Raw genomic sequence first — 19,930 nt, forward strand, 5'->3', positions numbered from 1 at the left:
CTGCAGCATCCGCAACGTGATTCAGGCGCCGGGCTGGATGGTCGCGACGTCGATGACGTAGCGGTAGCGCACGTCGCCGGCCACGACCTTGTCGTAGGCCTCGTCGACCTGGGAGGCGTCGATCGTCTCGACAGTGGCGCCGATGCCGTGCTCGGCGCAGAAGTCGAGCATCTCCTGGGTGTCGGGGATGCCGCCGATCATCGAGCCGGCCAGCACCTTGCTGCGGCCGACGACCGCGCCGGGCGCGAAGGCGTAGTCACCCGTCGGCAGCCCGACGTTGACCAGCGCGCCGTACGGCTTGAGCAGGCCGAGGTAGTCGCCCATCGGCAGGTCCGCGCTCACCGTGTTCAGGATCAGGTCGAAGGAGCCGGCGAGGCGCTCGAAGGTCTCGGGGTCCTTGGTGGACAGCTGGTGCGCCGCGCCGTACGTCGCCGCGTCGTCAGCCTTGTCGAGCGTGCGGGATAGCACGGTCACCTCGGCGCCCATCGCCGCGGCCAGCTTGACGCCCATGTGGCCCAGGCCGCCCATGCCGACGACGGCGACCTTCTTGCCGGGCCCGGCGCCCCAGCGCTTCAGCGGGGCGTAGGTCGTGATGCCGGCGCACAGCAGCGGCGCGGCCTGGTCGAGCGGCAGTCCGTCGGGGATGCGGCAGGCGAACCGCTCGGACACGACGATGGACTGGGCATAGCCGCCCAGGGTGATCTCGCCGTCGTAGCCCTCGTCGCCGTAGGTGAACACGGCGCCCTTCTCGCAGAACTGCTCCTCGCCGTTCTTGCACATCTCGCACTCGCCGCACGAGTCGACCATGCAGCCGACGCCGACCTGGTCGCCGACCTGGTGGCGGGTGACGGCCGGGCCGACCTCGGCGACGACGCCGGCGATCTCGTGCCCGGGCACCATCGGGAAGGTGCTCTTACCCCACTCCTCGCGCACCTGGTGGATGTCGCTGTGGCAGATGCCGGCGAACCGGATGTCGATGCGAATGTCGTTGTCGCGCAACGGTCGCCGCTCGATCGTGGTCTGCTCGAAGGGGGCGTTGGCGGCGGGGGCGGACAGGGCGGGGGTCGTGGTGGGGGTGCTCACCGGCCCACGCTAACCCCGCCCGGGCGCCACCCCGCAAACGTGTCCGCCCAGGGTGCGCGGCGCCCTCCGCTCAGGCCGGTACGCCGGTGTCGCCTCCCCCGTCGGCCGCACCCAGGCGCTGGGCGAGCCCGCTCGCCCGGTGGGTGCGGCGGGCGATGGCGGCGCGCAGCACCTCGGGGGTGCCGACCACCGTGACGTGCCGCTGGGCGCGGGTGACCCCGGTGTAGAGCAGCTCGCGGGTGAGCAGCGGCGAGTCGAGCTCGGGCAGCAGCACCGTGACGTGGTCGGCCTGGCTGCCCTGCGCCTTGTGCACCGTCATCGCGTGCATCGTCTCGATGTCGCTGAGCCGCGACGTGGGCAGCAGGCGACGCCCGCCGGTGGTCTCGAGCTCGGCGCGCAGCACCCCGTCGGCCGAGCGGATCACGACGCCGGTGTCGCCGTTGAGCAGGTCGTTGGCGTAGTCGTTGCTCGTGACGAGCAGCGGGCGGCCGGGGTACATCGGCGTCCAGAAGGTCTCGCCGGTCTCCTCCGACACCCACTGCTCGACGAGCCGGTTCCACGCCGAGACGCCGAACGGCCCGGTGCGGTGGGCGCACAGCAGCCGGTGGCCGGCCAGCGCCCGCAGCGCGCCCTCGCCGTCACCGGCGGCTGCCCGCCGGCGCAGGTCGACGGCCTGGCGCACCAGACGGTGACGCACGTCGTCGGGGTCGGCGACCAGGTCGACGTCGTCGGCACCGGCCAGCACCGCGAGGGCGCGGCCGGCGTCGCCATCGCGGATGGCCTGCGCGAGGTCGCCGATCCCGCCGCCGAAGCGGTAGGTGTGGGTGAGCCGCACGACGGGCGGCCCCAGCCCCGGTCGTACGCCGTCCCCACCCGACGCCTCGACCTCGACCTCGTCGCCCGCGACACCGTCGTCCGCGCCATCCTCGACCACGTCCTCGTCGCCCGCGCGTCCGCGCAGACCGGCCACCAGGTCGGCGAGCACGGCCCCCGCGTCGACCGACGCGAGCTGGTCGGGGTCACCGACGACGACGAGCCGGGTCTCGGGGCGCAGCGCCTCGAGCAGTCGCGCCATGAGCGTGAGCGACACCATCGAGGCCTCGTCGACGACCACGACGTCGTGCGGCAGCCGGTTGCGCCGGTCGTGCCGAAAACGGTTGCTGCTGCCCGGTTTCCAGCCCAGCAGGCGATGCATCGTCAGCGCCTCGAGGCCCTCGATGCGGGCCTGGTCGGCCGCGGACATGTCGGACGCGGCGCGGGTGACGGCGTCGCGCAGCTGGGCCGCGGCCCGGGCGGTGGGGGCGCACAGGGCGATGCGCAGCCGGTGGCCCCCCGGGCGTTGCTCGGCCTGCTCGACCAGCAGCGCCAGCAGCCTGGCGACGGTGGTGGTCTTGCCGGTGCCGGGGCCGCCGGTGAGCACGGTGGTGCCGCGGGTGACCGCGACCCGGGCCGCCGCGCGCTGCTCGACCGGGTCGTGCCGCCCGTCGCCACCGTCGCCCGCGGCGTCACCGACCGGCGGGAAGAGCCGCTCCAGCCCGGTCGCGAGCAGGCTCTCGTCGTGCGTCTCGGCGGTGGCCTGCAGCCGCTGCTCGAGGTCGCGGGCGACCTGCACCTCCTGCTCGTGGTAGCGGTCGAGATAGATCAGGCCGTGCTCGACCCGCAGCACCCCGGTGGCGACCAGCGGGCTGTCCTGCACCTGCTCGAGCCAACCGGCCGGCTCGGGCCACTCGATCTCGACGCGGGGGTCGACCGCCGCGCCCAGGTCGAGGCAGGTGGACCCGCTGACGACGGCGTGCACCGCGAGCGCGAGGGCGAGCAGCACCGGCTCGCGCTCCTCCCCCGCGAGGCGCCCGACCCGCACCGCGGTGTGCACGTCGGCGGCGGTGATCGCGCCGGCCTGGTTGGCCTCGCGCAACAGGCCCTCGGGGGCGCGCTGCGCCAGCCTCCGGTCGTCGGCCGAGGTGGGCTCGAAGAGCGTCGACCCGGTGACGAGCTCGCTCATGCGGCACCCCCCGCCGCGCGCCGGCCGTCGAGCAGGTCGGACAGCTCCTCGACGAGCGCGACCGGTGGCCGCCAGGAGAAGACCCCGGTCGGGTGCCCCTCGACGATCGGGGTCTCGGGGCCGCACATCCCGCGCAGGTAGAGGTAGAGCACGCCCCCGAGGTGCCGCTCGGGCGCGTAGCCGCTCAGCCGCCAGCGCAGGAAGCGGTGCAGCACGACGGCGTACAGCAGCGCCTGCAGCGGATAGCTGGAGTGGCCCATGGCGGCGGCGAGCTGGCGCGGGCCGTACGCCGCGGCGGTCAGCGGCTCGTCGGCCGGCCCCAGCCAGTTGGTCTTGTAGTCGACGACCAGGTATCGCTCCCCCACGCGCAGCACCACGTCCACCGAACCGGTGAGGTATCCGCGCAGCGTCTGACCGCCGAGCTCGGGCTGATCGAGGGCCTCGGCATAGTCCCGCAGCGGGTCGCCGTCGGGCAGGTGCCGACGCAGCAGCGGCGCCACCTCGCCGAGCGTGACGTCGGAGTCACCGGCGGCGCCCGCGACGAGGTCGCCACCGACCAGCGGCAGCTCGAAGTCCATCTCGCACAGGCGATCTCGGCGCCCGATGTCGGTGAGCGTCGACTCGCCGACCAGCGGGCCGAGCGGGCTGGTGCACACCTGCACCAGCGCGTCGGCGAGCGCCCCCTGGTCGAGGTCGGGCACCGGCCAGCGCACCAGCTGCTCGCGGACGTGGGCGGCCAGCTCGGCGCGCAGGTCGTCGGCCTGCGGGTCGGCCTCCTCGAGCACGGCGTGCACGAGGGACCCGAAGGTCGCGCCGACCGGCAGCTCGCCCATCGGGGAGGGCACGTCGCCGAACGGCAGCTCCAGCACGGCCGGGGGCTCGGGCACCGGCGGCTCGTCGTCCTTGACGGTGACCTCGGGCTCGCTGGTGGCGGTCGTCGACTCGCCCTGGGCGACGCTGAGCGCGGTGTACGACGTGCGTCGCCACTGCTCGTCGATCGTGCGTGACCACGCGCGCACCGCCAGCTCGGCCTCGGGCGCGGCGTCGGGGGGCACCGCCACCGGCTGCTCGTCGGCCGCCTCGACCACGGGGCCGCCGGCCTCCTGCCACGCTGCGAACCGGGCCTGCGCCGCGGCGTCGTCGGGCAGCCCGACCGCGGTGGGCAGCTCGACGTCGCCGGGCTGCCGGCCGAGCAGCAGCCGGTGCAGCGCGGCGTGGTTGGCGTTGGTGCTCGGCGACCACCAGGTGACGACCTGCGACTGGGCGCGGGTGAGCGCGACGTAGAAGAGCCGCAGCGCCTCGCCGTCGCCCTCGGCCTTGGCGCGGGCGACGTGGTCGGGAGCGGGGTCGCCGCCCACGTCGAGGCACCGCTGGGTGCCGTCGGGCCCGCCGTGGAACTGGGCCGGGTCGGGGACGCGCTTGACGAACTCGTCGGCGACGAACGGGAGGTAGACCAGGGGGTACTGCAGGCCCTTGCTCTTGTGGATCGTCGAGAGCTGCACCGCCCGGCTGTCGCTGTCGAGCCGGCGCGAGCGCGGGGTCACGCCGCCGGTGTCGACGTCGGCGATCTGCCGCCGCAGCCAGGCGGTGAGCGCGACGAGACCGAAGCCCTCGTCGAGGGTGACCTCGTGCAGCAGCTCGGTGACGTGCCGCAGGTCGGTCATCAGCCGCTCGCCGCCGAGGTGGCGCAGCACCCGGCCCGACAGGCCCGTCGCGAGCGCCGCCTCGAGCAGGGCGGGGACGCCGCGCAGCGCGAACAGCTCGGCCCACCGCCGCAGCTGGGCGGCGACCCGGTCGGTGGCCTCGGGGTCGGCGTCGATTTCGGCGGCGGTCAGCCCGATCATCGGGGTCAGCGCCGCGGCGCGCACCCGGCCCGAGCGGTGCGGCTGCTCCATCGCCTCGAGCACCGCGAGCCAGTCGCGACCGGCCTCGGACGCCAGCACGCTGTCGGTGGACGCGATGACCGACGGCACCCCCACCCGCCGCAGCGCGGCCTGCACCTGGAAGAGCTGGCTGGTGGTGCGGGTCAGCACGGCCAGGTCGCCCGCGTCGAGGGGCCGGCCGTCGAACCGGGCCCCCGAGGCGAGCACGCGGGACACGTCGGCAGCCAGGTCGGCCGCGATCGCCGGCCGCGTCACGCCGACGGTGACCGCCCGGCCGGTCGTCTCGCCGAGCTGCTCGCGGTTGAGCACCCGCAGGCGCCACGGGGCCTCGTGGCCCGCGGGCAGGCCGGTGAGGCGCTGCCCGTCGTGCTGCGCCGCGACGTCGTGCACGACGATCTCGGGGTCGCCGAGCGCGACCCCGCGCAGCACCGCCTGCTGCGCCGCGACGAGCGGTGCGTCGGCGCGCCAGTTGCGCCCCAGGGTCTGGCGCGTGCCGGCCGTACGGCTCGCGGCCAGATAGGTGACCACGTCGCCCCCGCGGAAGGCGTAGATCGCCTGCTTGGGGTCGCCGATCAGCACGAGGGTGCTGTGGCCGCTGAACGCGCGGTCGAAGACCTGCCACTGCACCGGGTCGGTGTCTTGGAACTCGTCGACCAGCACGACCTTCCAGCGGCGGCGCATCCGCTGGCGGGCGGGCGCGTCGGGGTCGGCCAGCGCGTCGGCGAGCTGGCTGAGCAGGTCGTCGAAGCTGAGCACGCCGAGCAGCCGCTTGCGCCGGTCGAGCTCGGCGCGCACGTGCTGGGCGAACCCGGCCCGCCGCCCGGGCACGGTGCCGCGGTCGGCGGCCGGCTCGAGCCGGGCCTGCGGGTCGCCGACCGCCTGCCGCGCGACCTCGAGCGCGGTCGCCCGGTCGAACGCCGGCGGCTCGGCGCTGCGGCCGAACCCGCGCAGGTAGGCGTCGTCGACCACCTCGACCAGCAGGTCGTCGAGGTCTTCGACCAGCTGGGCGTCGGCGTCGGTGTCGCCGGCCACCCCGAGCCCGCGCAGCACCAGCTGGCAGAACTGGTGGATGGTCGCGATCGTCGCGCCGTCGAAGGTGGTCAGCGCCTCGCGCAGCCGGCGACGACGCGCGGCGAGCTCGGCGTCGGACCCGGTGAGCAGCAGGTCGACCAGCGCGTCGGACCGGTCGGCGGTCTCGGGCTCGGCGAGGGCGCGCTCGGCGCCGAGCAGCTGGGCGCGCACCCGCTCGCGCAGCTCCTGGCTCGCGGCGCGGCTGAACGTCACGACCAGCAGCTCGTCGAGCGTGGCCCGCCCCTCGGCGACGTAGCGCGTGACGAGCGCCCCGATCGTCCAGGTCTTGCCGGTGCCGGCGCTGGCCTCGAGCATGACCGTGCCGGTCGGCAGGTCGTCGCGGATGTCGAAAACGTCCATGGCTCAACGCTTCCCGTGGGTGAGCATCGGGCCGAAGACGCGCAGGGCGTACTGACCGAGGCGGGTGCCCGACCCGCTCCACGCCTCGTCGCCGAGCGGCGGCCCGGTCAGGTCGTCGATGGTGCTGCCCGGCCCGCGCAGCCGCACCACGGCCGGGTCGTCGCGCTCGCCGTCGAACTTGCCGCCCTCCCAGTCGCGCTGCGCGGCATAGGTCGCGCTGCGGTCGGAGCGCCGCGACGACTTCAGCAGCGCATCGGCGTATGCCAGCGCCGTCTTGGGCGCGAACGGCACCGGCTCGCGCAGCCCGCGGTCGCGCACGTCGACCAGCTCGCGCAGCCAGCCGCGCGCCTGCTCGGGGTCGACCGGGCCGTAGGAGGCGACCTCGGCCCCGCCGCCGCGCCGGGCCTTGCCGACGGTGTGCGCGCACCAGCCGTCGTCACGATGCGGCGCGCCGGCCGCGAGCGCGAGCGCCGTGATCCAGGCGCGCAGCTGCGGCTTGGCGCCGATGCGGGAGTATCCGGCGCTGACCTGGCCGGAGTCGTAGACGCCGCCGACGGTGCCGGTGAGCCGGCGGTCGCCGCCGAGGTCGACGGTGATGTCGATGCTGCGGGCCTCGCCCTGGCGCAGCTGCCCCGCCCGCTCGACCACGGCGGCGACGGTCGGCACGATCGCCTGCAGCGCGTGCTCGCCGAGCTGCCCGGGCGGCAGCAGCCCGCGGCGCCGCTCGCCCTCGAGCACGTCCTGCGGAGCGACGCCGTCGAGCGCGTCGGCGAGCAGCCGCTCCCCCACCTGCCACTCGTCGAGCCCCTTGGCGACCTCGACGGGCACGGCGTCGTCGGGGTCGTCCTCCTCGCGGGCGAGGAGCACGTCGAGCCGGTCGCGCAGCAGCGCGCGGGCGGGGTTGTCGAAGAACCGGATCAGGTCGTCGAGCAGCACGTCGCCCGTGGGCGCCGCGGGCAGCGGGTCGGGCAGCAGCAGGGGCGGCGGGTCGGTCGCGGAGCGGGCCGCGCGCGCCCCCTCGAGCGCGGTCGGGTCGAAGCTGAACGGCGTTGCGGCGTCAAGGGATCCGGCGGTCAGGTTGCGCGGGTCGTACGCCTGCAGCGGGTGCCGCACGACCACCTCACGACCCTCGGGGAGAGTGGCGGTGCGGCGTGCCGCGTCGACGAGCTCGCCGAGCGGCACGGCCGGCGGCCGCTCGCCACCGGTGTGCTCGTCGGCCCCGGAATAGGTGACCACGAGGTGGTCGGTGGCCGCGAGCACGGCGTCGAGCAGCAGCTGGCGGTCCTCGCTGCGCTGGTCGCGCTCGCCGGTGAACGGGTCGCGGGCCAGCACGTCGTCACCGTCGACGGTGGGGGTGCGGGGGAAGACGCCGTCGTCGAGGCCGAGCAGGCAGACGACGCGGTGGGGCACGGACCGCATGGGCGTCATGGTGCAGACGGTGAGGCTGCCGGTGCGGAAGCTGGAGCGGGTCGGCCGCCCGCCGAGGCTGCGGTCGAGCATGAGCCGCACGTCGGTGAGCTGCAGCGGGGTGTCGGCGTCGGCGGACGCGACGACGGCCCCGAGCTCGCGGTCGAGCTGGGCCATCTGCCAGGCGTCGGCGAGCGGCACGTCGGCCAGGGCGCGGATGCCGTCGGCGAGCACGTCGATCCACTCCTGGGCGCCGGTGGCGGCCAGCAGCCCGTCGATGACGGCGGTGAGCCGGTCGAGAAGCTCGGCGAGCGCCCCGGCGAGGTCGATGTCGGTGGAGCTGACGTCGTCGACGGGGAGCACCCCCTCGACGGCGTGGCCGGCGCTGCCGGCGCGGGTGACCCCGAGCAGCAGCCGGTCGATGCCCAGCGCCCAGGTGTTGTCGCGCAGCCAGCCCAGGTCGTACGCCTCGCGGTGCCGCTCGTCGATGCCCCAGCGGACGGCGGCCTGCTCGACCCAGCCGGCCAGCGTGGCGAGGTCTTCGTCGTCGAGCTCGAACCGGCGGCGCACCGGCGCCAGCGCGGCGAGGTCGAGCACCTGGCTCGCGGTGACCCGGCCCCCGGCGAGCGCGACGAGCCGCGCGGCGAGGTCGAGCAGCGGGTTGGTGCTGGTGAGGGCGCGGTCTGCCAGCCGCACCCGCAGGTCGTGACCGGGGTGGCCGCTGCGGGAGGGCTCGCCTGGCCGCGCGAGGTTGAGGTCGTGCAGCCCGAAGGCCGCCTGCACCAGCGGCGCGTACGTCTCGATGTCGGGGCACATCACCAGCACGTCGCGCGGCTCGAGGGTCGCGTCGTCCTGCAGCAGCCCGACGAGCACCTCGCGCAGCACCTCGACCTGCCGGGCCGGCCCGTGGCAGGCGTGCACCTGGATCGAGCGGTCGGCGTCGGCCACCTGCCGGGCGGCGCGGTCGCTCTCGAGGGGCTCGTGGTTGGCGCGCAGGTCGGCCTGCAGCCAGCCCAGCCACGTGTCGGGGGTGCCCGGGTCGACCCCGGGCGCGGCCTCCTCGGCGCCCAGCCCGCCGAGGGTGCGACGCAGCTCGCGCGAGTCGCGGCCGAGCGAGAGCAGCAGCAGATGGTCGACCTCGTCGGCCGAGCGGTCGTCGCGGCGGCGCACCGGCCCGCTGGCGGCTAGCGGCTTGAGCGTGTCCCACAGCGCCGGCGAGGGCTGCGGCAGCCACAGGTGCACGTCGCGGCGGGCCCCGAGCGCGGCGAGCAGCTCGGCGTCGGTGCGCGCGATGCGGGTGTGGCCGAACAGCGACAGCCGGTCGGGCAGGTCGAGGGTGTCGTCGCCGCGCCGCAGCCGCTCCAGCGTGGTGCGGTGCCGCTCGTCCGGAGGTGGCTCGCCGATGCGCGCCACGACGTGCCGCCACAGCGGCGGCTGCCAGCGCAAGTCGTCGTCGAGCAGCCCGCCGCCGCCGTCGTCGTCGCGCTCGTCCCGCCAGGCGGTGAGCAGGGCCGGCCGCTGCTGGGCGTACGCATGGAACAGCCCGGCCACCCGCCGCGCCACGGAGTATCTCCGGCCCCGGCGCAGCTGCCCCTGCACGCTGTCGTCGCCGTGCCCGAGGTGCCGCGCGAGCGGCCGCGCCCACTCGTCGTCGAGGTGCTCGTCGATGGTCGCGAGGACCGACCAGACCAGGTGGTCCGGCAGCCACGGGTCGTCGCGGTCGCGCCCCAGCAGCATGGTGACGAGGGAGGCGGGGGTGAGGAAACGCACGCCCGCGCAGACTCCGTCGGCGCCCGCCCCGCTCGTGCCGAGCCGGTGGGACAGGCGCTGGGTCACCCAGCGCTCGACGCCCCGGGCCGGGACCACCACGACCTCCTGCGCGAACGGGTCGCTCGGCGGCACCGCGAGGAGACCGGCGAGCTCGTCGGCGAGCAGGTCGGTGCGCGCGGCGCGATGCAGGTGGAGCGGCACGGGACCGACTGTAGGTGGGAGGGGTGACAGGGGCGCCGACGCTGGTCGAGTAGCGGCGAGGGACGAGCCGCGTATCGAGACCGCTTGGGAAGGTCTCGATACGCCCCTCCGCAGGCTCCGGGGCTACTCGACCAGCGTGGCCTTCAGGAACTCCAGCGTGCGCGCCCAGGCGAGCGAGCTGGCCTCGGGGTGGAACCAGGCGGCGTCGTCGTTGTCGAAGGCGTGGTCGGCGCCGTCGTAGGTGTGGAAGGTCGTCGCGGGCTGCGCGGTGACCGCGGTCTCGATCTGCCGCACCGTCTCGACGTCGATGAACGAGTCGGCCAGGCCGAAGTGGTGCAGGCTCGCGCAGGTCACCTGCGGCGCCAGGTCGAGCAGCCCGGGCAGCGCCGAGCCGTAGTAGCTGACCAGCGCCTCCACCGGCTCGACCGCCGCGACGTTGAAGGCGAGACCGCCCCCGAAGCAGAAGCCGACGAGCCCGACCCGGTCACCGGTGACAGCCGGGTCGGCCCGCAACGCACGTACGGCCGCGGCGCCGTCGCGCACCGCCGCGTCCCAGTCGAGCCGCTGCGCGGTCGCCATGCCCCGCTCGAGTGCGTCGTCGCCCTGGAACGGCTCGGACTCGCCCAGCCGCCAGAAGATCTCGGGGACGAGCACGACGTAGCCGGCGTCGGCGAGGTCCTGCGCGCGGCGGCGGACGTAGTCGCTGACCCCGAAGATCTCCTGCATCAGCGCGATGCCGGGCCCCGTGCCGCCCTCCGGCAACCACCGGTGGGCGGGCATCGGCCCGGCGTCGGTCTCGACGGTGATGCGTTCGGCGCGCGACTCGCTCATGCGCCCAGTATGTGCGGGCGGGCGGGTGATCTCGATACGCCGGCTCGTTCCTCGCCGGCTACTCGATCAGCTTGAGGGGCTTACCGGCTACTCGATCGGCCCAGGACCTCGATCAGCTCACGCGTCGCAGCTCGGCGCCTTGTCGTACGCCGCCCGCGCCTTGGCGAACGCGTCCTGGTTGGGGCCGGCGCCGGAGACCATGGAGCGCCACTCCTTGAGGTAGGTCTCGGGGTTGGTGTGGTCCTTGCGCTTCATCATCGCGACGTGCTTGCCCCAGTCGCCGTTGACGTTGCGCCCGGCCACCACGGCCTTGTCGAGGGTCCCGGCCCGCTCGAGGCAGTCACGCACCTGCGGGCTCGCGGAGTCGCGGTCGATCGTGTCGCAGCCGCCGGACTTGCTGCCCTGATAGGTGCTGTTGGCCTTGGTGAACCCGGAGACGTCGCTGTCGCCGTTCTTCTTGGTGTCGGCCCAGATCTTCTTGGTCTGGTCCCAGCTGATCTTGCCGGCGCGGTAGTCCTTGTCGGCGTTGGTGTGGCCGGTCCAGCTGCTCCAGCTGGCGCCGGCCGCCTTGACCGCCTTGTCGCCGGCGTCGAGCTGGCTGCGGCAGCCGGCCGGCAGGGAGCCGTCGCTCGGTGCCGGGGTCTGCGACGCGGAGCTGCTCGTCGTGCTCGGCTCGCTCGGCGCCGCGGCGCTGGCCGAGTCGTCGGTCCCGCTGTGCGTGCTGTGGTCGCTGCCGCTCGCGGACTCGCTCGCCGTGGCTCCGGGCGAGGTCGGTGACGACGCCGACGTCGTGTCGCCGCCGTCGTCGGACATCAGCTGCCAGGCGCCGAACCCGAGTCCCCCCACCAGAAGCAGGCCCAGCACCGCCGCGACGGGAGCGCCCCCTCCGCCCTCGTTCTGGGCTCTGTGTTTCCCTGCCATGACAAGACGATGGCACAGTCCGGGCGCGGACGAGAACGGCGTTCATGAAATCTGGCTGCGAGACTTGGCGTCATGCAGATCGAGGTTGACGGCCGCGCGGCGGTCGCGCAGGCCCCCGAGCGAGCGACCCTGACGATGCGCCTGGGCTTCGAGGGCGGCGACCCCGACGCCCCGCTGCGCGCCACGACCGAGCTGGTGCGGCGGGTGCAGTCGGAGGTGCAGCAGCTCGCGGCGGCCCAGCCGTCGCCCACGACGTGGTCGGCGTTCCTGCCGATCAGCACCCGCAGCTGGCGGCCGTACGCCCAGGACGGGTCGCTGGCGCCGATGCGCTACGCCGCGGCCGCCGACGTGAAGGTGAAGTTCCGCGACTTCGCCGCGCTGGCCCGGTTCTGCTCCGCCTGGGGCGCTCAGGAGGGCGTGACGCTCAGCCACGTCGAGTGGACCCTCGTCGAGCAGACCCACCGGCAGCTGTCGGACGAGGTGCTGACCAAGGCGGTGCAGTCGGCGCAGCGGCGGGCCGAGTCGATCGCCCGCGCGGCCCGGGTCGACGGCGTGCAGTTCGAGAGCGTCAGCGACCCCCGGCCGAACGACGCCGGCGGCCAACCGGCCTTCGCGGCCCGCGCGATGTCGGCGAACGCCGGCGGCGAGGGGTTCGACCTCTCGCCGGAGGACGTGCGCATCGAGGAGCACGTCCGGGCCGTGTTCTCCACGAGCCGTCCGGGCGAGTAGCGCTGCGGCACAAGGCCTTCGGCGCCACTCGCCCGAGGCGACGGACGGGGCTCAGCCCGCGTGGTTGCGCAGCAGCTGGGTGAAGGGCGTGACCTCTCCGAGGTCGGTGCCCGACCTGCGCGTACGCCGGTTGTCACCGGCCGCGGGCGCGAACCCTTCGACACCGGTCGGCTCCGCGACGACCAGCGCGGCCAGCTGGTCGGCCGCGCGGTGGATGCGCTCGCTGAGGCCCTCCTCGGCGGAGCCGAAGTCGGAGGTCGCGGCGAACACCGCGGTGGGCACGACGACGGCCCGCAGGTAGCTGAACAGCGGTCGCATCGCGTGGTCGAGCACCAGCGCGTGGCGCGCGGTGCCGGCGGTGGCCGCGATCAGCACCGGGGTGCCGGTGAGCGCGTCGGTGTCGAGCGAGTCGACGAACATCTTGAACAGGCCGCTGTAGCTCGCGCTGAACGTCGGGGTGACGGCGATGATGCCGTCGGCCTCGGCGATGAGCTCGTGCGCGCGGGTCAGCTTCGGGGTGGGCATCCCGCCGCTGGTCATCATCTGCGCCAGGTCGCTGGCGAGCTCGCGCAGCTCGAGGACCTCCACCTCGAGCGCCTCCCCGCGCGCGGTGACCGCGGCGCGGGTGGCGTCGATGAGCTGGTCGGTGAGCAACCGCGTCGAGGACGGGTTGGACAGACCGGCGGTGATGGCGACGACGCGACGGCTCATACCGACGCCTCCTTCTCCTGGTTGTTGTCGGCGGCGGCAGCGTCGGCCTCGGCCACGTCGGCGGCCGGGGCGACGAGCAGGTGGCGGCTGTCGGGACCCTGCGCGACGAGCGAGGCGTGCGTGGGCGGGTCGCTCGGCACGTGCTCGGGGCGACGGGCCTCGAACTCGCGGCGCAGGACCGGCACGACCTCCTTGCCGAGGATCTCGATCTGCTCGAGCACGACGTCGGTCGGCAGACCGGCGTGGTCCAGCAGGAACAGCTGGCGCTGGTAGTCGCCCATCTGGTCGGCGAAGCCGAGCGTGCGCTCGATGACCATCTCGGGCGTACCGACCGTCAGCGGCGTGGTGCGCGTGAACTCCTCCAGCGACGGGCCGTAGCCGTAGACCGGGGCCACGTCGAAGTAGGGGCGGAAGCGCTTCTTGGCCTCGGCCTCGGTCTCGCCCATGAAGACCTGGCCGCCCAGCCCGACGATCGCCTGGTCGGCGCTGCCGTGGCCGTAGTGCTCGAAGCGGCGGCGGTAGAGGTTGACCATCTGGGCGGTGTGCTCGGGGTTCCAGAAGATGTTGTTGTGGAAGAACCCGTCGCCGTAGAACGCGGCCTGCTCGGCGATCTCCGTCGAGCGGATCGACCCGTGCCAGACGAACGGCGGGACGCCGTCGAGCGGCTGCGGCGCGAGGGTGAAACCGCGCAGCGGGGTGCGGAACTGGCCCTGCCAGTCGACGACCTTCTCGCGCCAGAGGCGGCGCAGCAGGTGGTAGTTCTCGACGGCCAGCGGGATGCCCTGGCGGATGTCCTTGCCGAACCAGGGGTAGACCGGGCCGGTGTTGCCGCGGCCCATCATCAGGTCGATGCGGCCGCCGGACAGGTGCTGCAGGAACGCGTAGTCCTCAGCGATCTTGACCGGGTCGTTGGTGGTGATCAGCGTCGTCGAGGTCGACAGCTGGAGCTTGTCGGTCTTGGCGGCGATGTATCCGAGGTGCGTGGTCGGCGACGACGGCACGAAGGGCGGGTTGTGGTGCTCGCCGGTGGCGAACACGTCGAGCCCGACCTCCTCGGCCTTCAGCGCGATCTTCGTCATCGCGTCGATCCGCTCGCCCTCGGTCGGCGTACGGCCGGTGGTCGGGTCCGGCGTCACGTCGCCGACGGAGAAGATCCCGAACTGCATCGTTGCTCACTCCTCAGTGGGTAGTTGAAGTGTCCACTACCTCGAACGGTACCCCCTCCCGGGGTATTCCCGGGAGGGCTCAGCCGAAGCCGTGCGCCGCCAGCGGGTGCATCAGCTCGCGCTCCTCGTAGGCCAGGTGGGACAGCAGCGTGTCGGTCAGCAGGTCGACCGACTCACCCAGCCGCGCGAGCGCGTCGCGCCCGGCCTGGCCGTACCCCTCCGCCTCGACGAGCCCCACCAGCGCGCGGTCGAGCTGGTCGAGCACGTCGGCGATGACCTCGTGCTCCTCCTGCAGCTGGTTCAGCACCGGCTCCAGGTCGGGCTGGCTGCGCTGCAGGTGGGGGAAGACCGAGCGGTCCTCGAGCGTGTGGTGGCCGGTGACGATGCGGCAGTAGCTCTCGCAGTAGGCGCCGAGCGTCCAGTTGTTCTGCCGCATGGTCATGGTGTTGATCACCGAGCGGGCCGCGCCGACGGAAAGGTGCCCCTCGCGTACCTGGTCCACGATGCTGCGCACCTGCTCCAGCTCGGCGCGCAGGCCGTCGTGGATGTCGACCAGGTGCTGCGGCGCGGCCTGCTGGGCGAGCGGGTATCGCGCGTCGTCGGGCTTGGGCAGGGTCGGCCGGCTCGCCTCGTCCCACGGGAGCTCGGGGCGCAGGCGGGTGCCGTCGTCGGCGGTCGGGGTGACCTGGAGGGGTTGCGGCTCGTCCCCACGGGGTACGCCCGTGGCCGGGTGCTCGGGCGCCGTCGCCTGGCCGGTGGGCAGCGCGGTCTGCGGGGCGGAGCGGCGCTGCTCGACCAGGTCGCGCAGGCTCGGGCCGACCTCGTCGGCGAACCGGCGCAGCGTGTCGGGGTCGTCGGTGCCGAGCACGAAGGTGCTCATGCCGGTCGTCGTCGCGAGGTCGGCGAGCTCCTCGGCCCACTGGTCGGGGGTGCCCTTGAGGAAGCCGCCGCCCCGGCCGAAGGAGCCGAAGATGTTGTAGATCCGGCGGATGTCGCGCGGGTCGCGGCCGGCCTTGACCGCGGCAGCGTCGACGGCGGCGGACAGCTCGGGCAGCGCGGGCGGGTCGGCGTAACCCATGCTCGGCACCCAGCCGTCGGCGAGCTGGCCGGTGAGGCGCAGCATGCGCGGCTTGTACGCCCCGAACCAGATGGGGATGTCGTGCGCCGGGCGCGGGCCGCCGCGGAACCCGACGACCTGGTAGTGCTCGCCGTCCTCGCGCACCGACTCCCCCGCCCAGACCGCGCGGATGATGCGCACCGCCTCGACCAGGGCGTCGACCGCCTCCTTCGGCGAGCGGCGCGGGCCGCCGGCCGCGACGATCGCGTCCCAGAACGCGCCGGTGCCGAGACCCAGCTCGACCCGGCCGCCGGTGAGCAGGTCGAGCGACGCGGCGGACTTGGCCAGCACCGCCGGCGGGCGCAGCGGCAGCGAGGCGACGTTGGGTGCGAGACGGATGGTGGACGTACGTGCCCCGAGGAAGGACAGCAGGGTCCAGGTGTCGACGAAGTCGCGCTGATAGGGGTGGTCCTGGATGCTGACGACGTCGACGCCGCTGACCTCGGCCAGCTGGACGAGCTCGAGCAGCTGTGGGAGCGCGTCGGCGCGAGGGGTGGGGAAGAGTCCGAGCTGGATGTCATGACCAAGATCCGGCATGGGCTCATCGTGGCACTCGAAGGTGTGCGCCTTCCCGGTTGGCCGCGGGCGGAGCTGTTGCGGCGCGGGGCCGTTCGCGAAGACATGACAGACGTCAGGGGTGCCCCACCCCGTCGGGTGTCAGGGTGACGGCATGAACCGCCGCGTCCTGACCTTCGTCGCCCTGGCCGTCTCCATGCTCTACGGCGTGCTGGTGGGCGTCGCGGACGACCGCAGCGTGATCGCGCCCGTCGGGGGAGTCGTGGTCGCGCTGTGCTGGGTCGCGGTGGGGATGTTCGGCCGGGACCCCGGGGAGGGTCGCGAGCGCAGACGGGTGCGCTGACCCCGCGGCTCGGCTGACGAGGGGGCAGCCGAGCCGCCGGGGCGAGTAGTTCGGGGAAGGAGCGCCGCGAGGAACGAGCGCGTCGCCGAGTGGTCACTTGTGGCGGGTGCGCCGCAGTTCACACCAGCAACGAGTGACCACTCGACGCGCTGTCCGATCTGTTCGGACACGGTCGGGGTCACGCGTTCCCAGACTCCCCTCACGAGGAGCGCCGCTGCCGCAGGATCTGCTCGCCCGTGCGAAGTACGCCGGGAGCCTGGCGGCGATGGGCGTGGCTGAGCAGCTCCCAGCAGACCTTTCCGCGCCAGGTCCGGCGCGGCAGCTTCTGGGCTGTCCCACTGCCCCGGACACCGTCGCTGCGGGAAGGCAGTTCGTCGATCGGTCCGGCTGGTGAGGCGGAGTGCCGGGCACAGGTGGCGCGAACTGCCTTGTCAGCGCGACGGTTTGGTGGCGTGACGGGCGCCCGCCTCAGCTCTGCGCGTGGCGGTCGGCCACCTCCCGCATCTGGGCCCGTCGTACGTCGTTCGGCTCATCCCCGCTCGCGCAGGGCGGACCACGCCGCACCTACTCGCCTATGGTCCTAACTGGGCTCATCCCCGCTCGCGCGGGGCGGACTGAATTTCCTGACAAACTCTGAGAGGACGTAGTCGGCTCATCCCCGCTCGCGCGGGGCGGACAGCCCGGTCCCGGCCGCGGTCGACGAGCCGTCCGGCTCATCCCCGCTCGCGCGGGGCGGACTCGATCGAGTCGGCCGCCGGCGGGTCGCTGAGCGGCTCATCCCCGCTCGCGCGGGGCGGACACCCCAGGAGCGCCGCGGCTCATGTGGTGGGAGGGCTCATCTCCGCTCGCGCGGGGCGGACGACTCGCTCACCGACGACGACGACAGGCCGGTGGGCTCATCCCCGCTCGCGCGGGGCGGACTCCGAGACGCGCCAACCCATTCCGCGCGCGGCCGGCTCATCCCCGCTCGCGCGGGGCGGACTCCGAGACGCGCCAACCCATTCCGCGCGCGGCCGGCTCATCCCCGCTCGCGCGGGGCGGACGAGTGCCACGCGCGCCACGTCGGCGGCAGGCACGGCTCATCCCCGCTCGCGCGGGGCGGACTTCCGGGACACCCCGGCGCGGTCGAGGAGGCTGGGCTCATCCCCGCTCGCGCGGGGCGGACGCCACCTCGAGCTCGGCCGACCACAGTGAGCGCGGGGCGGACCGCGGCCGGCCGCCGTTGAGGTCGAGGTAGGCCGGCTCATCCCCGCTCGCGCGGGGCGGACCCCGTCGGGATCGTCGGCACCGGCGGCTTCGTCGGCTCATCCCCGCTCGCGCGGGGCGGACTTCCGGGACACCCCGGCGCGGTCGAGGAGGCTGGGCTCATCCCCGCTCGCGCGGGGCGGACGCCACCTCGAGCTCGGCCGACCACAGTGAGCGCGGGGCGGACCGCGGCCGGCCGCCGTTGAGGTCGAGGTAGGCCGGCTCATCCCCGCTCGCGCGGGGCGGACCCCGTCGGGATCGTCGGCACCGGCGGCTTCGTCGGCTCATCCCCGCTCGCGCGGGGCGGACGGGACTGCCACCCGCCACGGCCACTCGTCTTCGGGCTCATCCCCGCTCGCGCGGGGCGGACGGGCTCGTGGCGTTGTTGACGATGCGCTGGATCGGCTCATCCCCGCTCGCGCGGGGCGGACTCCAACGCGCTCAATCCCTATAGCGGGCAGGAGGGCTCATCCCCGCTCGCGCGGGGCGGACGCCGACGCGCTCGGCGTCAGTCCGCTGGTGTGGGGCTCATCCCCGCTCGCGCGGGGCGGACCACCTACAGCAGGCCGGCCCCGGCGCGGGGCTGGGCTCATCCCCGCTCGCGCGGGGCGGACCCGACACCGACACAGGAGAGACCGATGACTGAGGGCTCATCCCCGCTCGCGCGGGGCGGACGAAGACTGGGGTCAGGGCGAGGAGTACAAGCTGGGCTCATCCCCGCTCGCGCGGGGCGGACCAGCCGTACGGGCCGTGGTCGTCGGTCGCGACGGGCTCATCCCCGCTCGCGCGGGGCGGACGGAGGCACCGGCCAGACGTCTCGTCTGCAAGCGGGCTCATCCCCGCTCGCGCGGGGCGGACACCGAGGTCAGGACCGCGGCGACCTGCTCGGCGGGCTCATCCCCGCTCGCGCGGGGCGGACACGACCACGGTCTTCGAGACGGCGAAGGACGTGGGCTCATCCCCGCTCGCGCGGGGCGGACTCGCCTGGCGTGTACGCGTAGAGTTCGTGTCCGGGCTCATCCCCGCTCGCGCGGGGCGGACTCCCCCCAAACTTGCATTGCGCCCCTGCCCCAGGGCTCATCCCCGCTCGCGCGGGGCGGACGTGAGGGATCGGCTCCGTGCGGTGTCGACCGCCGGCTCATCCCCGCTCGCGCGGGGCGGACTGGTCCGAGCCCTTCATGTGGAACGCGGGGTTGGGCTCATCCCCGCTCGCGCGGGGCGGACGGCAGCGACGCCGGCAAGGGCTGGGCGTCGAAGGGCTCATCCCCGCTCGCGCGGGGCGGACTATGGTCACCTAGACCACAATCCCGCCGATTCCGGCTCATCCCCGCTCGCGCGGGGCGGACTGCATATCGGTGCATTCCGCCTGCTTCGTCCGCGGCTCATCCCCGCTCGCGCGGGGCGGACGTCTCAGAATGTGAAATGGATCGGCCGGGGAGGGGCTCATCCCCGCTCGCGCGGGGCGGACGTCTCGTCGCAGACAAAGCACCGATATTGACGAGGCTCATCCCCGCTCGCGCGGGGCGGACTCGCCACCCGCAAGCGCGGCATCGACCGTGACCGGCTCATCCCCGCTCGCGCGGGGCGGACCGCAACATTCCCTGCCCCATCTGCCGCCGCGCTGGCTCATCCCCGCTCGCGCGGGGCGGACCGCAACATTCCCTGCCCCATCTGCCGCCGCGCTGGCTCATCCCCGCTCGCGCGGGGCGGACCCTGTCGTGCGCGGTCACTGTGGAGGTTTCAAGGGCTCATCCCCGCTCGCGCGGGGCGGACGCTAATGTCCGTGCCGGTCATTTCGGCGGCCACGGCTCATCCCCGCTCGCGCGGGGCGGACCACACGCTCGATTGCCCACGCGGGATCGCGGCCGGCTCATCCCCGCTCGCGCGGGGCGGACGGCACGGGCATTACTGCCCGTGCCGCACGTAGGGGCTCATCCCCGCTCGCGCGGGGCGGACCCTGGGGTTGAACACCACTGCCCTGAAAGGGGAGGCTCATCCCCGCTCGCGCGGGGCGGACTTCTCGGTCAACGCCCGCGGTCACTTTGCATCGGGCTCATCCCCGCTCGCGCGGGGCGGACAGGACGCCGACGCCGGAGACGGGTCGCAGCAGGGGCTCATCCCCGCTCGCGCGGGGCGGACCACTACCGACACCATCGCCGCCCGCGTCGTGGCGGCTCATCCCCGCTCGCGCGGGGCGGACGCGTTCCAGGTCTCCTCGCCGGTCTCGGCGAGCGGCTCATCCCCGCTCGCGCGGGGCGGACGCGAAGACCGCGTTCGACATCATCACCCGCGGCGGCTCATCCCCGCTCGCGCGGGGCGGACGTCGGCGGTCTCTCTCCCCGCGACCGAGCACGCGGCTCATCCCCGCTCGCGCGGGGCGGACGGCGGTCCACGTCTGCGCGGCGAGGCCGTCCTGGGCTCATCCCCGCTCGCGCGGGGCGGACTCACTGGTGAGGCCAGACCGCCGCTGGAACTCCGGCTCATCCCCGCTCGCGCGGGGCGGACCCGGTAGGCGTCGGCAGGAGCGTAGGCGTAGAGGGCTCATCCCCGCTCGCGCGGGGCGGACGTATATGC

At 74.3% G+C, this 19,930-nt stretch carries 11 protein-coding genes and 2 CRISPR repeat arrays (1 of these 13 cut by a window edge); of the genes, 2 read left to right on the forward strand and 9 right to left on the reverse strand.

Features of this window, described 5'->3' with window-relative positions:
• Positions 1–21: 21 nt before the first annotated feature.
• From FB554_RS14205 to FB554_RS14230, 6 genes are all read right to left on the reverse strand, one after another.
• Positions 22–1,083, reverse strand: coding sequence for an NAD(P)-dependent alcohol dehydrogenase (locus FB554_RS14205; protein ID WP_142007049.1), 1,062 nt, complete (start codon positions 1,081–1,083; stop codon positions 22–24).
• A gap of 70 nt (positions 1,084–1,153) precedes the next feature.
• Positions 1,154–3,085, reverse strand: coding sequence for an exodeoxyribonuclease V subunit alpha (gene recD / locus FB554_RS14210; RefSeq protein ID WP_142007050.1), 1,932 nt, complete (start codon positions 3,083–3,085; stop codon positions 1,154–1,156).
• Positions 3,082–6,399, reverse strand: a complete 3,318-nt coding sequence (locus tag FB554_RS14215; protein ID WP_142007051.1) for a UvrD-helicase domain-containing protein — start codon at positions 6,397–6,399, stop codon at positions 3,082–3,084. Before FB554_RS14215 ends, recD begins: the two co-directional genes overlap by 4 nt.
• 3 nt (positions 6,400–6,402) lie before the next feature.
• Positions 6,403–9,777, reverse strand: coding sequence for an exodeoxyribonuclease V subunit gamma (gene recC, locus FB554_RS14220; RefSeq protein WP_142007052.1), 3,375 nt, complete (start codon positions 9,775–9,777; stop codon positions 6,403–6,405).
• Between the two features lie 123 nt (positions 9,778–9,900).
• Entirely contained in the window at positions 9,901–10,608 is a 708-nt protein-coding gene (locus FB554_RS14225) for a dienelactone hydrolase family protein (protein ID WP_142007053.1), read from the reverse strand.
• 117 nt (positions 10,609–10,725) lie between these two features.
• Entirely contained in the window at positions 10,726–11,472 is a 747-nt protein-coding gene (locus FB554_RS14230; protein ID WP_142007054.1) for a hypothetical protein, read from the reverse strand.
• 129 nt (positions 11,473–11,601) lie between these two features.
• Here FB554_RS14230 and FB554_RS14235 point away from each other — a divergent pair, with 129 nt between their 5' ends.
• Positions 11,602–12,258: an SIMPL domain-containing protein gene (locus FB554_RS14235; protein WP_142007055.1), complete on the forward strand. Its 657-nt coding sequence runs from the start codon at positions 11,602–11,604 to the stop codon at positions 12,256–12,258.
• A gap of 51 nt (positions 12,259–12,309) precedes the next feature.
• Here FB554_RS14235 and FB554_RS14240 read toward each other — a convergent pair whose 3' ends face one another.
• The 3 genes from FB554_RS14240 to FB554_RS14250 all read right to left on the reverse strand — a co-directional run bounded on the left by FB554_RS14240 (position 12,310) and on the right by FB554_RS14250 (position 15,789).
• Positions 12,310–12,969, reverse strand: a complete 660-nt coding sequence (locus tag FB554_RS14240; RefSeq protein WP_142007056.1) for an FMN reductase — start codon at positions 12,967–12,969, stop codon at positions 12,310–12,312.
• Entirely contained in the window at positions 12,966–14,135 is a 1,170-nt protein-coding gene (locus FB554_RS14245; protein WP_142007057.1) for an LLM class flavin-dependent oxidoreductase, read from the reverse strand. Before FB554_RS14245 ends, FB554_RS14240 begins: the two co-directional genes overlap by 4 nt.
• Before the next feature lie 79 nt (positions 14,136–14,214).
• Positions 14,215–15,789 carry an LLM class flavin-dependent oxidoreductase gene (locus FB554_RS14250; RefSeq protein ID WP_142007058.1) on the reverse strand — a complete coding sequence of 525 codons (1,575 nt, stop codon included), beginning with the start codon at positions 15,787–15,789 and terminating at the stop codon, positions 14,215–14,217.
• A 133-nt stretch (positions 15,790–15,922) separates the two neighbouring features.
• On the opposite strand from FB554_RS14250, the gene FB554_RS14255 reads away from it, so the two are divergent.
• On the forward strand, positions 15,923–16,111 hold the full coding sequence (locus FB554_RS14255) for a hypothetical protein (RefSeq protein WP_142007059.1): 189 nt from the start codon (positions 15,923–15,925) through the stop codon (positions 16,109–16,111).
• 526 nt (positions 16,112–16,637) lie between these two features.
• Positions 16,638–17,277: a CRISPR direct-repeat array (repeat unit 28 nt; unit sequence GGCTCATCCCCGCTCGCGCGGGGCGGAC).
• Positions 17,278–17,576: 299 nt separating this feature from the next.
• Positions 17,577–19,930: a CRISPR direct-repeat array (repeat unit 28 nt; unit sequence GGCTCATCCCCGCTCGCGCGGGGCGGAC) (it continues 1,700 nt past the right edge of the window).

This window comes from Barrientosiimonas humi (genome assembly GCF_006716095.1).
Classification (GTDB): Bacteria; Actinomycetota; Actinomycetes; order Actinomycetales; family Dermatophilaceae; genus Barrientosiimonas; species Barrientosiimonas humi.